Origin of the sequence: Desulfurivibrio nitratireducens (assembly GCF_044068515.1) — a bacterium.
Lineage (GTDB): Bacteria > Desulfobacterota > Desulfobulbia > Desulfobulbales > Desulfurivibrionaceae > Desulfurivibrio.
The window spans coordinates 164,143-179,531 of the sequence record NZ_JBIPKI010000001.1 but is presented as its reverse complement, the minus strand read 5'-3'; the positions used below and the strand labels follow the sequence as shown (position 1 = coordinate 179,531).

At 58.2% G+C, this 15,389-nt stretch carries 17 protein-coding genes; 14 read left to right on the top strand and 3 right to left on the bottom strand.

All coding sequences use genetic code 11. The features are described from left to right. Positions 1-50: 50 nt before the first annotated feature. Positions 51-455: an Hsp20/alpha crystallin family protein gene (locus ACHHTY_RS00800; RefSeq protein WP_395492133.1), complete on the bottom strand. Its 405-nt coding sequence runs from the start codon at positions 453-455 to the stop codon at positions 51-53. Between the two features lie 92 nt (positions 456-547). Next, the gene (locus ACHHTY_RS00795; protein ID WP_395492132.1) at positions 548-1,003 is read right to left on the bottom strand and encodes an Hsp20/alpha crystallin family protein; all 456 of its coding nucleotides are present in this window, start codon (positions 1,001-1,003) and stop codon (positions 548-550) included. A 488-nt stretch (positions 1,004-1,491) separates the two neighbouring features. On the opposite strand from ACHHTY_RS00795, the gene ACHHTY_RS00790 reads away from it, so the two are divergent. The 6 genes from ACHHTY_RS00790 (at position 1,492) to ACHHTY_RS00765 (ending at position 6,945) form a co-directional block, all read left to right on the top strand. Further along, positions 1,492-2,139 (top strand): adenylate kinase, encoded by a 648-nt coding sequence (locus ACHHTY_RS00790; RefSeq protein ID WP_395492131.1) that lies wholly within the window; start codon positions 1,492-1,494, stop codon positions 2,137-2,139. Then, positions 2,139-3,557, top strand: coding sequence for a methylenetetrahydrofolate--tRNA-(uracil(54)-C(5))-methyltransferase (FADH(2)-oxidizing) TrmFO (trmFO, locus tag ACHHTY_RS00785; RefSeq protein WP_395492130.1), 1,419 nt, complete (start codon positions 2,139-2,141; stop codon positions 3,555-3,557). The genes ACHHTY_RS00790 and trmFO overlap by 1 nt, the downstream gene beginning before the upstream one ends. Positions 3,558-3,648: 91 nt before the next feature. Next, positions 3,649-5,562, top strand: coding sequence for a ChaN family lipoprotein (locus ACHHTY_RS00780; RefSeq protein WP_395492129.1), 1,914 nt, complete (start codon positions 3,649-3,651; stop codon positions 5,560-5,562). Positions 5,563-5,706: 144 nt separating this feature from the next. Beyond that, entirely contained in the window at positions 5,707-6,168 is a 462-nt protein-coding gene (locus ACHHTY_RS00775) for a universal stress protein (protein WP_395492128.1), read from the top strand. Positions 6,169-6,306: 138 nt separating this feature from the next. Continuing rightward, entirely contained in the window at positions 6,307-6,573 is a 267-nt protein-coding gene (locus ACHHTY_RS00770; protein WP_395492127.1) for a DUF6763 family protein, read from the top strand. A 6-nt stretch (positions 6,574-6,579) separates the two neighbouring features. Continuing rightward, positions 6,580-6,945 carry a hypothetical protein gene (locus ACHHTY_RS00765; RefSeq protein WP_395492126.1) on the top strand — a complete coding sequence of 122 codons (366 nt, stop codon included), beginning with the start codon at positions 6,580-6,582 and terminating at the stop codon, positions 6,943-6,945. Between the two features lie 68 nt (positions 6,946-7,013). On the opposite strand, the gene ACHHTY_RS00760 is transcribed toward ACHHTY_RS00765, so the two are convergent. Next, a complete protein-coding gene (locus tag ACHHTY_RS00760) occupies positions 7,014-7,226 on the bottom strand; it encodes a cold-shock protein (RefSeq protein ID WP_395492125.1) in 213 nt (70 codons plus the stop codon). 371 nt (positions 7,227-7,597) lie between these two features. Between ACHHTY_RS00760 and ACHHTY_RS00755 the strand changes: the two genes are divergently transcribed. The 8 genes from ACHHTY_RS00755 (at position 7,598) to ACHHTY_RS00720 (ending at position 14,993) form a co-directional block, all read left to right on the top strand. After that, entirely contained in the window at positions 7,598-8,242 is a 645-nt protein-coding gene (locus ACHHTY_RS00755; RefSeq protein WP_395492124.1) for a TetR/AcrR family transcriptional regulator, read from the top strand. Positions 8,243-8,696: 454 nt separating this feature from the next. After that, the gene (locus ACHHTY_RS00750; RefSeq protein ID WP_395492123.1) at positions 8,697-9,041 is read left to right on the top strand and encodes a hypothetical protein; all 345 of its coding nucleotides are present in this window, start codon (positions 8,697-8,699) and stop codon (positions 9,039-9,041) included. Positions 9,042-9,121: 80 nt separating this feature from the next. Continuing rightward, on the top strand, positions 9,122-9,613 hold the full coding sequence (locus tag ACHHTY_RS00745) for a molecular chaperone TorD family protein (protein ID WP_395492122.1): 492 nt from the start codon (positions 9,122-9,124) through the stop codon (positions 9,611-9,613). A 151-nt stretch (positions 9,614-9,764) separates the two neighbouring features. Next, positions 9,765-11,966, top strand: coding sequence for a molybdopterin-containing oxidoreductase family protein (locus tag ACHHTY_RS00740; RefSeq protein WP_395492121.1), 2,202 nt, complete (start codon positions 9,765-9,767; stop codon positions 11,964-11,966). A 3-nt stretch (positions 11,967-11,969) separates the two neighbouring features. Continuing rightward, positions 11,970-12,539: a 4Fe-4S dicluster domain-containing protein gene (locus ACHHTY_RS00735; RefSeq protein ID WP_395492120.1), complete on the top strand. Its 570-nt coding sequence runs from the start codon at positions 11,970-11,972 to the stop codon at positions 12,537-12,539. 12 nt (positions 12,540-12,551) lie between these two features. Then, entirely contained in the window at positions 12,552-13,715 is a 1,164-nt protein-coding gene (gene nrfD, locus ACHHTY_RS00730; RefSeq protein WP_395492119.1) for an NrfD/PsrC family molybdoenzyme membrane anchor subunit, read from the top strand. A 78-nt stretch (positions 13,716-13,793) separates the two neighbouring features. Then, positions 13,794-14,177, top strand: coding sequence for a rhodanese-like domain-containing protein (locus ACHHTY_RS00725; protein WP_395492118.1), 384 nt, complete (start codon positions 13,794-13,796; stop codon positions 14,175-14,177). Positions 14,178-14,411: 234 nt separating this feature from the next. After that, positions 14,412-14,993 carry a rhodanese-like domain-containing protein gene (locus ACHHTY_RS00720; RefSeq protein WP_395492117.1) on the top strand — a complete coding sequence of 194 codons (582 nt, stop codon included), beginning with the start codon at positions 14,412-14,414 and terminating at the stop codon, positions 14,991-14,993. Positions 14,994-15,389 lie beyond the last annotated feature (396 nt).

The window sequence follows — 15,389 nt, the reverse complement described above, 5'->3', positions numbered from 1 at the left end:
CGGCAGATGGTCGCGCCTGCCGCCGGCCGGCGGCAGAACCATGATAAGGGCTAGGCCGCGCTCTTGACCTCGATTTTGCGGGGCCGGGCCGGCTCCACCTTGGCCAGTACCAGGGTGAGAAGACCATCGGCCATGGTGGCCTCGATCTTATTCCGGTCGATGGTTTCGGCCATGGTAAACCGGCGCAGGTAATGGCCGGTTTCAAATTCCCGCAGCAGCACCCGTTCCTCGTTGCCGCCGTTGGCGCCCTTGAAACCCTTGATGGTCAGGGTATCGTTTTCCAGGTTGATTTCCACCCCGTCCTTATCGACGCCGGGCATTTCGGCCCGCAGATGAACGGCATCCTCGGTCTCATAGATATCGACGGCGGGGACGAAATAGCGCTCCGGCTTGGTCGGTTCCCCGGCCTGTTGCACTTCCTGTTTCCGCTGCACTTGCATTTCCTTTTCGATCATAACACACCTCCTGCGCTGGCACTTTAGCGGCTGGACAAATATTGGCTAAGAGTCGCCGGCCGACAAAAGCCGGCTTGCTGCCCCGGCAAGGCTCAACTGGTCTTAACCGTGATTTTGCGCGGCTTGACCTCTTCCGCCTTGGGCAGGGTGATCAACAGGATCCCGTTTTTGCTGGCGGCCGTTACCCCCTCCGGATTGACCCGGGTGGGCAGAGTCAGGGCCCGGCTGAAGTGGCCGCTTTCAATTTCCCGCCGATGACAGGAAACCTGGGCGCCCAGTTCCCGCCCCCGCCGCTCACCCTTGATGGTCAAAGTATCGCCCTCCACCCCGACCTCCAGGTCGGCGGCGGCAACCCCGGGGATCTCGGCCCGGACATAGATGTTATGCTGGTCCTCGCTGACGTTGAGCGCGGGAAAAACCGTGGCCCCGCCCCGGGCCGCTTCACTGCCCAGGCCCCGGAAAAGGGTATCGAATTCCCGGCGCATCCTTTCAAAATCGGCCCAGGGATTACGAAAAACCGGTTGGTCATAAAATCGCATAATCGCCATAATCCACCTCCATTGTTCTGGTTCCGGCATTAGTAGACGGCTTGCAACAGCGGCCGTCGCAATCACCCCCAAGCCCCGGCGCCAATTAGCCGCGCTGGCCGGCCATTGGTACTCCGTAACCGGCGCCGGTCCCTTGGGGGGTCCTCTTTCACGCCTAAAAAATAAGACCGATTCCGCGGCTGTCAACGTGAGGGCCGCCGCCTTTCCCTGCCCATCAATCTCGAGCGAAAACGGTGATCGGGCCGGGCTCAACACAATAAGGGCCGGAGCGGGTTCGGGCGATCCGCGGCCGCATCAGGCTGCTCGTAAAGGAGCAAGCCCTGAGCCGAGGCAGGCCGAAGGCTTGCCCGCCGGGACAGGCAGGGTTGGGCTCTCCAAAACAAAAACGGGGCGTAAGCTTGGCGCATTTATCCTGTTCATTGCCGCCATAATCGGGTATAAGAATTGGTTCCCCATAAATCATCCATTCAATAAAGAGGAGGTTAAAAATGAAACTAATTCTACTGGGCGCCCCCGGCGCCGGCAAAGGCACGGTGGCCAAGATGCTCACCGCCATCGACGGTTCGGTCCAGATTTCCACCGGCGATATTCTCCGCGGCGAGGTGCAGGCCGGCTCGGAGTTGGGCCGTAAGGCCGAAGAGTACATGAACAAGGGTGACCTGGTGCCCGATTCACTGATCATGGGCATCATGGAAAAAAGACTGCAGCAGCCCGATTGCGCCCAAGGTTTTCTGCTGGACGGCTTTCCCCGCACCATCCCCCAGGCCGAAGCCCTCAAGGAGCTGCTGGCCAGGATCGACATCACCCTGGACATGGTGGTCAGCATCGAAGTCCCCCGGGATGTCATCCTCGACCGGCTCACCACCCGCCGGACCTGCGCCAACTCCGCATGCCAGGCGATCTACAACGTCAAGAGCAGCCCTCCGCAAAAGGAAGGGGTCTGCGACAAGTGCGGCAGCCCGGTGATCCAGCGCGACGACGAAACGGTGGCAGCCATCAACCACCGCCTGGAAACCTACAACCAGAAAACCGCCCCCCTGGTCGGCTTTTATGAAAAGGAAGGGTTGTTGAAAAGCATCACCGGCACCTCCAGCGACGCCGTGGTCAACACCATCAAGAGCGAACTGGGGATGTAATGGAAGATAAAGGTCCGGCCCGCCCCCCCAATTCCGTCAGCCGCCCCGGGGAACAGCCCAACCCGGTTGCGCCGGAGCTGACCGCGGCAAGAGCCGGGGCGGCCGGAACTGCAGCCGGAATCACCATCATCGGGGGCGGCCTGGCCGGAGTGGAAGCCGCCTGGCAGGCCGCCCGGCGCGGCTGGGCGGTCACCCTCTACGAGATGAAGCCCTTCTCCTTCAGCCCGGCCCATGAATCGCCGGACCTGGCTGAACTGGTTTGCAGCAACTCCCTGCGGGCTGAGGATCCCCACAACGCGGTGGGCCTGCTCAAGGAGGAGATGCGGCGCCTGGACTCGCTGATCATGGCGGCGGCCGCGGCCACCCGGGTGCCGGCCGGGCGGGCCTTGGCGGTGGATCGCCACCTTTTTTCCCGCTGGATCACGGCAAAAATCGAGCAGGAACCGCTGATCACCGTTATCCGCCGGGAAATCACCGCCGTGCCTCCCCCCGGCCCGGGCCCCCTGATCATCGCCGCCGGCCCCTTGGCCGGAGCGAGCCTTTCCGCCTCCCTGGCGGAACTGATCGGCCACCGGCATCTGGCCTTTTATGACGCCATTGCCCCCATCGTTTATGCCGATTCCCTGGACATGGGCATTGTCTTCCCCGCCTCCCGCTACGAGGCCGGCCCCGGGGATTACCTCAACTGTCCCCTGAACCGGGAGCAGTACCACCACTTTATTCAGGCCCTCAAAAGCGCCCCCCAGGTTCCACTGCATGATTTCGAGGAACCGAAATACTTCGAAGGATGTCTCCCCATCGAGATCATGGCCGCCCGGGGCGACGACACCCCCCGTTTTGGCCCCCTGAAACCGGTGGGACTCACCGACCCCCGCACCGGGCGAGAAGCCTACGCGGTGGTTCAGTTGCGGAAGGAAAATCGTGAAGGCCGGCTTTACAATATGGTTGGGTTTCAGACCAAACTGACCCATCCGGCCCAGAAAGAAGTTTTCCGGCTGATTCCCGGCCTGGCCCAGGCTCGTTTCGCCCGCCTGGGCAGCATTCACCGCAACACCTTCGTCTGCGCCCCCCGGGTTCTCGAGGCCACCTTGCAATTGAAGGCTCGGCCCGATATTCTGCTGGCCGGCCAGCTCAGCGGGGTGGAGGGTTACGTGGAATCCAGCGCCATGGGGCTGCTGGCCGGCCTCAACGCCGTCGACCTCCTGGAGGGGCGAGCGCCGGCGGCGCCCCCTCCGGAAACCGCCCTGGGCGCCCTGGTGAAGCACCTGACCGAGACCGCGGCCGATGTTTTTCAGCCCAGCAATATCAACTTCGGCCTCTTCCCGGCCCTGACCGGCAAAAAAATTCCCAAACGACTGCGAGGAGAACACCGTGCCCAAATCGCCCTGGAGGCTCTGGCCAATTGGCGCCCCCGATGAATGCTCCCCGAACCCGACCGGCTCCCCCCCCCCGGCCTTCCCGCCCTGCCACCGCAGCAGCGGAATTAATTTTTCTACCTCATTGCTGCTCATGCTCTGGCCGCTGATCCTCATCGGCCTGGCCGCCCCGACGGCAGCCGGGCAAAACGCCCCTTTCGACCAGGAAATCAAGACCCTGTTGCTCCGGGAGCTGCATGACCACGCCGGACTGGCCCGCTTGGCCATCTCCGAGGCTGAACTGGCCGAGAAAAAGGGTCAGGTGGAACTGAGCTTCACCCTGCGCCAGCTGCAGACCCCCCACCAGGACCTGGCTGTTCCCCTGTTGATTGTCACCCCCGAGCGCAGTTTCACCGCCACCCTGACCAGCCGGGAAGCCGCAACCCCCGTCAGCCTGCTGTTGCCCGAACGGCCGACCGAAATTCGCCTGGATCCTTACCAGGAAGTATCCCGGCGCCTGGACCGCCGGGAAATCCCCCCCACCTGGGCCGGCTTCGTGGCCGCCGACCACCGGCTGGCCATTCTGCCGGACGCAGCCCCGGCCGCCTGGGCCCCGCTGCTGGACTTTTTGCACGAACTGGGGATCGAAACCACCACCCTGGCCGAGGTGCGGGACCGGCAACTGGCGGCGGCCTCCCTGCTATTTCTCTCCTCCCCGGCCCAAAATCCGGCCCGGGGTTTTTTTGCCGAAAGCGCTCAACCCGCCGACACCATGAGCCTGACCGTCCGGGATAACCCCCTCAACCCCGAGCATTGGGCGGTGCAGCTCGTCATGGGATCAACCGCGGCACCCGATCTAGCCGCCTTGCTGAACCAGTTGAACTCCCCCGGCCTTTTCAGCCAAGTGCTGATCAGGGACGGGGCCATCCAGCAACAAAGCCTGGCGCCGGCAACCAAGGGTCTGCGGGTTGGCCTCGATCAGCCCCCCGCCGGGATCGCCGTTGCCGACCGGCGCGATTTTCAGCAAATCATGACCCAACTGGCCGATACCCGGGTCGTCTACGTGGGCGAGGTCCACAACCGCTACGAGGATCATTTGCTCCAACTCCGGGTTCTGCGGGCCATGCACCGCCAGAACCCCAGGCTGGCGCTGGGGATGGAGATGTTCCCCGCTTCGGCCCAGGCGGCTCTCGATGCCTATGTGGCGGGAGAAATCGATGAACCCCGCTTTCTCAAAGAGTCCAACTACTTCGCCAACTGGAGCTTTGATTACCGGCTTTACCGGGAAATCATCGACTTCGCCCGTCATCACCGTCTGCCCATCGTGGCCCTCAACCTGGAGCGGGGGATAACCAGCAAGGTTTTCCGGGAAGGCGGAATCAGCGCCCTCAGCGCGGAGGAACAGCGGCAAATTCCTGCCGATCGCGACCTGGCCCTGCCCCATTACCACCAACGACTGCAGGGAGCCTTTCGGATGCACGATTCCGACTCGCTGGGTGAAGAAGCGGACAACTTCAGCGGTTTTTTGCAGGCCCAAAGCCTCTGGGATGAACAGATGGCGACCAGGATCGCCGAATTTCTGCGGAGCAATCCGGGCCATCGCCTGCTGGCGGTGGTGGGGCAGGGCCACAGCGACAAGCGTAACGCCATCCCGCCCCGCCTGGCCCGCCGGCTGCCGGTGAGCCAGGCTGTAATCCTGCCGCTGCGGGAACAGCCGGTCCAGGGAGCGGCCGATTACCTGATGTTTCTGGCACCCCAAAACCTGCCGGAACCGGCCCTGCTCGGGGTCCGGGTCCAGGATGGGGCGGAAGATCTCCCCGGCGCGCTGGTGGTCGGCCTGAACCCCCACGGCAAGGCCCAGGCCGCCGGAATCCTCGTCAACGACCTCATCGTCGGCCTGGATAACCAGCAAATCGCCGATGCCACCGATCTGCGCATCGCCTTGCTCTACAAAGAACCGGGCCAGACCGTCCTGGTCGAGGTCCAGCGTCCGCCGGCAGAGGCGGAAGAACCAGCCGAGCATGACCGGCAGGAGGGGGAAAGTCTCACCATTGCCGTGGAATTATGAACCACCGACAGCAGATATCGCCACCTGTTGGACCGCCGGAATAAAGTTGCCCCAGGGGTTTTTCTTGCTTTTTTTTGGCGTCACTTTCATTGTATGCTGATCATATGAACCACGTCCCTCAACCCCCGCAAGAGGAGGCAAGCAATGAGCACCAGCCCAGCGTATAATTTCAAGAAAATCCTGGTTCCCATCGATTTTTCCACCCATTCCATCATGCTGGTCAAGAAAGCCAGTCAATTCGCGGAAAAATTGGGCGCCGAACTGGAGATCCTGCACGTGGTGGAATCACTGACCCCCTATAAAGGCTTTGTGGTGCCCCACATCCCGCTGGACTCCCTAGGCGATGACCTCAACGCCTATGCCAGAAAAAAAATGGAAAAATTCCTGGAGGAGAACCTCGATACCACTGCTCCCTACCGGGCCACGATCGTGGCCGGCAAAGATCCGGCCACCGAGATTATCCGTTACGCCGGGGAAGTCGGCAGTGATTTGATCGTTATCGCCACCCAAGGCTTCAAGGGAATGCCGAAATTTATCTTCGGCAGCGTCACCGAAAGGGTGCTCAAGCAGTCCCCTTGCCCCGTTTTATCCATCAAGCCCAGATAAAATGATCGGCGGCGCCCGGGGTGAACTGCTCGGACAACCTGGCACCTCGGATTTTGCAGATCAGCAGCCGGTTCGCAACCGCCCCGGCTTGGGAGCACGGGCAAATTCTCAACCTAAAAACTGCTAAAGGTGCAATCAATGTCGTCCAGCCCAGATGAGCCCATTGAAGGCAATTGGTACGAGCTTCCCTCCGGTGAAATATTCACCGTGGTCACGATTGATGAGGATGAGGGCATAGTGGAGATTCAATATGATGATGCCAGCCTCGATGAAATCGAACTGGAAAGCTGGGAGGATCTTGGGGCCGACCCCATTGATCCGCCGGACGAATGGGCCGGAGGCTATGGCGACTTCGATGATGACGAGGACCTTGATGTTGACCCCGACGAAATCGAGGAGGAATGAACAACCATGACGACTCAACTTTCATTCACCAAGGACGAAAACGAACTGCTGCCCGATTTTCGCAATAAAATTGGCAGAGCCGAATCGACGGAAGATGTAAAAAAAATATTCGCCCAGACCATGAGCATGCTGCTGAAAAGGATTTTTACCGAGCGCTTGCAAATCGAATATGGCGATGTCAGCCTCAACGTAATGAACGGCTCAGCCACCTTCAGCGTCAGTCAACGACTGGGGAGCAAAACCGAATTCGTCGAAATCTGGGAAAAGTCCGACCTGCCCAACGTCATCGGCCGCCTGGCCCAAACCGCCCAGAATCGCTACAAGCATCTGGAAAAACATCCCGAAAAGACCAACGCCAAAATCAGGATGTAATCCCTGCCAACAAAAAAAAGCCCGGAGCGATCCGGGCTTTTTTTTGTTTGACCAGGCGCCGGTTAAAATCAGTCCAACACTTCCACATCCTCCGCTTGCAGACCCTTGGAAGTTTCCACCACGGAAAAGCTGACTGCCTGGCCATCCTGGAGGGATTTGTAGCCATCGCCGCGGATGCCCCGATAATGGACAAAAACGTCTGAATCGTTTTCCCGCTCGATGAAGCCAAATCCCTTGGGAGCATTGAACCACTTTACCCGCCCATTGACACGTTCCGACATACCCTTCACTCCTTAACCAGAAATTTCCAGCGGTTAACCGCCGCCCAACTCGCGATCCCCCCCCGCGGAAGATCCCGAAAAATCTACCACCTGAATATCATGGAGATATTTTTGGGCCGCGGCAAGATTTTTTTTGGTTTGTGGTACCAAAACCCTGTACCCCAACTGTCAGGCACCCCAACCGGCTCTGCCGGCCCGGCCGGGAACGATACTCCGTGGCACAGTGACCGGCTTTGCTGCTCGGATTCAGCATTGATGAAGCTTGCATAACTCTCGCAAAGGTAATAATTTATTTTGCAAATATTTCTCAGCCTGGCTGCCAGTGGCCCTGCTTGCACCCCGTTTGACCTAACTGTCTGGACTTCAAACCCATGAACCGTGAAACCTCAAATCTTTACCTGAACAAGCTCAAGCCGGCGGTCAACAACGAGAAAAAAAAGCGGACCATTGATCCCGAGGACAAGGCCCGGCGCATTTTTACCAGTGCCCGCAAGCTGTTTGTCGAAAAGGGTTATCACCGGGTTTCGATTCCCGATATCGTTCGTCATTCCGGAGTCAGCACCGGAGCCATCTACAACCTTTTCGGCAGCAAGGAAAACCTGGCCCGGGTACTGCATAAGAAGACCCTCGGCGACTTCCATGAAATGTTCCTGCAACGCCTGCAAAATCGCGAAACCACCTTCGCCAAGCTGCGGACTTTTGCCGAACTGATTTATGAATTGACCGAAGAAGACCCGGCCATGATGGAATACCTCCTGTTCATGAAACATGTGGAATTCATGGAGGACGTTCCCCCGATTTGCTTCTCCGAGCCATTTCAGGTCCTCCGCCGGTTTATCGCCGAAGGCATGGAGCAAGGTGAAATCAAGCCCGGAGACACCTTCCTGACTGCCGTTTCTTTCACCGGCGCCATCCTGCGCCCGGCCCAATTGCGCATCCAGTGCGTGCTGATGGAGCCGCTTACCGCCCTGACCGATCAATTGATGGCCAACGCCTGGGCGGCGATCAAAGCCTGATCACAATCGCTTCCTGCTCTGATTTTTGCTGTTCAGCAATAGCTGTGTCCAGACCCTTATTTGCCGAAACATTCACCCTCCGTGTGGTAGCAAAATCAACAGGCTGACATAATTTTACGTCCACTATGATCCTGCTACATCGTGGTTATATGAGCAGTTTGCGACTTTTCTCTTTTTTTAAAAACGAATGTTTTTTCTATTGACTTTCCCCTTTACCTAACCTAACTTTCGGCAAGTGATTTGCCCTTTATAATTAATTAATGCACACAGAATGATCTTTATCCTCCTTATTTTTTGCCACTTTTAAAGAACGAGCGCTCTATCTATTCCGGGCGCGCTATAGCCGGTTGGACTTCGTTTGTGGCTTGAAAATAACAACTTGGCAAAACCTGGAAGCAATTACTTGCCTCCATAATATCAGCGGAGCAAAATCTTTCACCAAAGGAGTACTGTTATGAAACGCCTGCTTTCCCTCACCCTGATCGCCACTTTCGCCCTGATGACCCTGCCCGGTCTCGCCCTCGCCTGGAACCTTGCAGGCTTTGAAAACGCCAACAAGGAGCGTGGCCAGTGGGCCTGGTTTACCGGCCAGGCTCAGCAGTGCAATGAGCCCATCCCGGTACCTGGGGCTCACACCCGGGCTGAATGGCAGGAAATATTCACCACGGCCAAGGACAAACTGCCCTGTGGGGGCGCCGGCATCAACGCCAGAGCGGTCAAGCACATTTTTCTTTTTGTCCACGAGCATGCCGCCGACACCGACTCCGCCATGAACCAGAAGCCGGAATCCTGCGGTTAAGTTGGCCGAACCATAATCCGCGACACCCATTCGGCGTCGCGGATTTTTTTTGAACACGGCAGCAATATATTAGGCGCCCCATGAAAACAGCAAGCCCCATCAGTTCAGACGACCAGCGGCGGTTAATCAACCTGGCCGGTTATTTTGCTTATCCTACCCCGCTTCTGGCTGAAAAACTGAAGGTCCCGCTGACTGAACTGGAACACAACCATATCCGGCTCTTTATCAATGACCTGGGCGGGGTCAAAACCCCACCCTACGCCGGTTGTTATCTGAACAGTTGTGATCGGCGCCAGTTCATGATCGATTTCAGCGGTTTCTGCCAGACCCATGGAATAGTCCTCGGCAGCGGCCACCCCCCGGATCACATTCCGGCAATGCTCGAAGTTCTGGCGCTGCTACTGGCTGAAAGCCCGGGAGAGGAAACGGCGGAATTGAGTTCCATGATTGGGCCCTATTACCGGGACTGGCCGCAAGGTTTTGCCGCCGCCCTGGCAGAGCATGACACGATCGGATTTTATGCTGCAATTGGAGCTGAAATAGAAAAAGCCCTGGCTACCTTAACCGGCTAAGAAGAGCTGCCTGAATACCAATAAAAAATGCTCGCGAAGGTGCTAAGGGCTCCAGGAGATTTTACGTTGCTGCGCCAGTACACATGGACGTAAATCATCGCCCGGATACTTTTGCGACTCAGACAAAACCAGCAAGTGGAGAATCATACAGATGAGCGTTTCACGAAGAGCCTTTATCGCCGGTTCTGTCGTAGGCCTTGGTGCCCTGGGTATGGGTGCGGGCGCGGGCTTGCGTTACGTCGGGCGAGTCGAAGCGAGGGGCAAGGCCGAGGAAGTAAGATACGTCAATTCCAGTTGTGCAATATGCACCAGCAAATGCGTATTCCGAGGCCAAGTTGTCAACGGAGTAATCAAGCGGCTGGAGCCCGAGCCGGACTTTCCCAAGTCCCGCGGGATGATCTGCGCCAGAGGCAATGCCGGAGCCTGGACCCCCTATGATCCCGACCGGGTTAAATATCCTCTGATCCGCAACGGCAAGCGCGGAGAGGGGAAATGGCGCAAAGCCACCTGGGAAGAGGCTTATAAATATATAGCGGACAAAACCAATCAGCTGGTTGCAGAAGAAGGGGGCCATCGCTCCTGCATCGGCTTTGCCTCATCCGAAGGCACCTTTCAGGAACATTACTGGAATCAGTTTCGCGAGGTTTTTGGCTCTCCCAACTCCCTGCGCCACCCGACCCTTTGTTTGAGCTCTAATATCCGCGGTTTCCAATCAGTGTTCGGCACCTACCCGGTAGCCGATCTTAAAAATGCCCGCTACGTTATCATGGCCGGCGCCAACCGGGCCGAGTCTATCTTCACCCCGGATACCATGGATATTTTCAGCCGCCCTAAGGGCAGCTACAAACTGATCTATCTCGACCCCCGCTTTACTAAAACCGCCGCCAAAGCCGATCAGTGGCTGCCCATCAAACCGGGTACCGACATGGCCTTTGCCTTGGCAATGATGCATGTGATCATCAACGAAGGCCTGCATGATCGCGAATTTGTAGAAAAGTTCTGCGAAGGTTTCGCTCAGCTGACAACCCACGTTAAACAGTACACCCCGGAATGGGCCGAGGGCGAAACCGGGATTGCAGCAGCCGATATCCGCAAGATCGCCAGAGAGTTCGCCACTACCCCCCAAGCGGTTTTCTATCCCGGCCGCCGTTCCTCCTGGCAGGGGGAAGAGGTGCAGACCCGTCGGTCCATCGCCATCTTGAACGCCCTGGTGGGCGCCTTCGACCAGCTCGGCGGCCTGTTGCCGGCAACAAACGTGCCCATGCGCTCCTATTTCTACGAACCCGCCTGGTACAACCAGACCCGACCCCGGCTGGAAAACGATGACGTAACCTTCCTCAACCCCCGGGACGGTTCTTGGGTAGCCTGGCGAGAACGGGCACTCAATAGTGACCCATACCGTATTCGCGGAATGTTCATCTACAAGCAGAACGTGCTGGAATCCGTGCCGGACCGCGAAAAAAACCTGCAGCTCTTCAACCAGCTCGATCTTATCGTCTGCATCGACACCTTCATGAGCGACACCGCCTGGTACGCCGACGTGGTCCTGCCGGAGAGCAATTATCTCGAACGCTTCGACCCGCCCAACGCCTACGGCATGGGAGGCATCGAGCCCACGGTGGTTCTGCGCCAGCCCCTCATCGACCGCCTTTACGATACCAAGCCCTGCTTTGAAATCGTCACTGAACTGGCTGCTTACTTCGAAGATGAAGATGGTTTCCCTTTGAGTGAATATTTTGAGGGCACCCCGGAAGAACATGCCCGGCAATTCGTCGCCGATCATCCTGGCGCCTGGGATAAATTGCGGGAAAAGGCCTTTTTCGCCATCCCCAAGGTGGAATTTGGGACTTTCCGCCAGGGAGGAAGAAGCTTCAATACTGCCACCGGCAAGGTCGAGCTTTACAGCGAAGATTTCGCCAGCCGGGGTCTGGACCCGCTGCCGGTTTTCCGCCGGCCCGAGGATCCCGGCCCGGACCGCTTCCGCTTTCTGGTGGGCCGCCATGCCATCCACACCAACTCCATGACAGCCGCCTTTCCGGAACTCAATTGGCATCTGCCGGAAAACGCGGTCTGGCTCAATCCCGAACCGGCCCGCCGGCTGGGAATAAAGGACGGCGACACGGTGCGGATGACCAACCGGAGCGGCAGCCAGGTCACGGTCAAGGCCAAACTAACTGAGGGGATTCGGCCCGACTGTGTTTACTTCGCTCCGGGCTACGGCTCCATCTCGCCTGGCAAATCCCTGGTTTACCAGCGCGGGGCCTCCCAAGCCGCCATTTTGGAATCTCATTTCGAGCCGATCTCCGGCAATGCCCTGATGCATGAAACCATTGTCGAAATCAGGAGGGCCTAAACCATGTCCGCTAAGAAAAACCAACGATGGGTCATGGTGATCGACCCCAGCAAATGCATCGACTGCAAGGCCTGTGATGTGGCCTGCAAACGGGAGAACAGGATCGACGCCCAGGGTCGGCGCGATACCTACCGCAACTGGATCACCAGCAAGGGAATAGAGGGGACCTATCCCAACCTCAAACAGCGTTTTGAGCCCAGCCAGTGCCAGCACTGCCAGAATCCGCCCTGCGTCAAAGTCTGCCCCACCAGCGCTTCCTACCAGACTGCCGACGGCGTGGTGGCAATCGACTACAAGCGCTGCATCGTCTGTGCCACCTGTATCCTGGCCTGCCCCTATGACGCCCGCTACAAGTCGGCCCAAACCAAAGTAATCGACAAATGCACCTTCTGTTATCACCGGATCCATGAAGGCAAGCTGCCGGCCTGCGTCGACACCTGCCCCACCAAGGTCAGGGTTTTCGGCGACCTTAATGATCCGGACAGCGAGGTTTCTCGGTTACTGGCCCAGCGCCACTATTATGTTCTTAAACCGGAAAAAGGCACCCAGCCAAGTCTTTTTTATCTTTCCTGATAGGTGATCGGCATGAATACACTTGCAGTCAACGGAAAAATCATCACCTCCCGCAGCGACCTGATCTGGGCGCTGACCGCCGGGGCTCTTAGCCTGATCGGACTGGTTGGACTGGCAAACTACCTGATCCAAGGCAATGAAGCCTACAATATCTACCGCCAGGTTCCCTGGGGCATCCTGATCTCCACCTACATTTTTTTCGTGGTTTCCAGTACCGGTCTCTGCCTGATTTCATCCCTGGGGCATGTCTTCGGCATCAAGCAGTTCGAGGTCATCGGTAAACGGGCCATCGTCATGGCGATCATCACCCTGCTTTCCGGGTTCGCGGTGATTGCCGCCGAAATCGGCTACCCCTTCCGGATGTTGATCTACAACGTGCTGACTCCCAACCTTTCAGCCGCCATCTGGTGGATGGGCACCCTTTACAGCCTTTACCTGGTATTTATCCTGATCGAGTTTCGCTTCATGATCAAGGTCAACCACAAATGGGCTGGATACGCCGGTCTGGCCGGCTTTATCGCCGGGGTCGCGGCTCATTCCAACCTCGGAGCAATTTTCGGCTATCTTGATGCCCGCCCCTGGTGGCAGGGACCATTCCTGCCGATTTATTTCATCCTGTCCGCCGCAGTCACCGGCTGTGCCATTATTATTCTGCTCTTTGCCATCCGCTATGCCCGGGAGAAAAGGCCTGACAATGTCCACGAGGCCCTGGTTACCATCAGCCGTCTCTTTGCCCTGCTCCTGGGAATTCTGCTGTTTTTTGAGGCCTGGAAGGTCTTGACCTCGCTTTACGGGGGCGCCCCGGGGAAATATGAAACCATGATGATTCTCCTGAAAGGCCCTCTATCTATGAGTTTCTGGGGTTTTGAAATCATCCTCGGCATGCTGTTGCCCTTCATTCTGCTCCTGGCCAGTAAAGGTCGTAATCTTAAAGTCGCAACCTTTGCGGCCCTGAGCAGTATAATGGGAATTTTCTTCATGCGTTACAACCTGGTGGTAACTGGCCAATTGGTACCCCTGCGCTCCGATGTGGATGCGGTTGGGGCCAATGGTCTGCTTAGTTATGCCCCATCGCTGACCGAGATCGCCATCGTCCTTGGCGGCATGGGCTTGTGCCTGCTTTTATACATCCTGGCAGGCCGAATCTTCAACCTCGATGCCGAGCAGGCCCGTTAACTGATTTACCTCAGCAGTAGTGGCCTGAGCGAAGCGTTCGTCCCGGCCAATTAACCAACCAATGAGAAAGGAGATCACATGAAACCACCTTATCTTGCCAGCGCCCTGGCGTTGCTGCTCCTGCTCTTTACCGCAGGTTGCGCAACCACCACGGCGTCAAGCCCGCCAGCTGTCGCCCCGTCGGCCGCCGGCCACACCAAAGCAGTGGAGCAGGATCCGCAAATCCGGATCACCACCGCCGAGGTCATGGACCTGTTCGCCAAGGAGTTCGGCGACGCGCCGTTGATTGAGGAAACCCTGAAGAAGAACACCTTCCTGCTGGTCGACACCCGGCCGGCCGTCCGCTTCCAGGAAGGCACCGTGCCCGGGTCGATCAACATCCCGACCCCCCGTTTCGCCCAAGAGATTCCCCAGCTGCCTCGCGACCGGACGATTATCTTCTTCTGCGGAGGGTTGGCCTGACCCTTCACCGCAGAGGCGGCGGTCGTCGCCCAAGCAAACGGTCTCACCAACATCCGCGCCTGGTACGAAGGCGAACCCGGCTGGAGCAAGGCCGGCAATTACCTTATCATCTCCACTCCTTACATCAAACGCCTGGTTGAAAGCAGCGAGCGGGAAAATTTCGTCCTGGTCGACTCCCGGCCCCATCGGGTCCACCAGAATGAGTTTATCCCCGGCTCCATTTCCGTTCCCTGGGTGCTGTTCGACCAGAAGAAAGGCCAACTGCCGGCCGACAAGAACACCCCGCTGATCTTCTACTGCGGCGGCCATCATTGCGATCTGAGCCACCAGTCGGCCGCCGCTGCCGCCAAACTGGGTTACGCCAAAGTCTTTGTTTATTCCGCCGGGTTTCCGGAATGGAAGAAGCAGGAACTGCCCCTGTGGGGCAACGAGGCCAGCGGGGTAGCGGTAGCCGCCAAGGCCGCCGACCCCGGCGCCCTGCCGGAGATTATCACCCCCGATGAGTTTCTGGCGGTGCTGGCCGCCGGCAATGTGGCCCTGGTCGACGTCCGCAGCGAGCGGGAATTTGCCACCGGCAATATTCCCGGAGCCATCAACATTCCCGACGGCGAATTCTACAACGACCTGGATGAAACCATTAAAAAACTGCCCACCGACCGGCGGGTGATCTTCATCTGCGCCACCGGCGCCCGTTCGGCCGGGGCCTTCTTCGCGGTAACCGACGAACCCGACCAGTACAAGAATCCCCATGGGGTCCAGTACCTGAGCAAAGGCATCACTTACGACGCCGACGGCAAATTCACCATTCTGCCGTAACCCCCGGCGCGGGGTATGCGGCTCCGGCACTTTTGCCGAACCGCATACCCCGCGACACCCATAGATAAGGTTGTTCCGGATGGGAGCTGATAACTCTCGTCCGCCAGCACCTGGTTTGCTCCCTGGCCACGGGCCGGATCGCTTCCTCCTCTCTGCGATCCGGTTGCGTGGCTTTTTTTTGCCGAATTTCGGGAGTACGACATAGGGGCAGCTAATCCCGGGGCAAGCAAAGGCGACGAATTATCGGAAAACCCGGGCTTCAGAAACCGCCAAGCCCAACTCGCCGACAACCCGGTGGTTCGCCAATGTTGACAAGGAAAGCCCCCCTGTGGTAAACGAACCCACTTATAAAGAAAGGGCTCAGGGATCGGGCAAAAGCCTCATTCCAGGTAAATC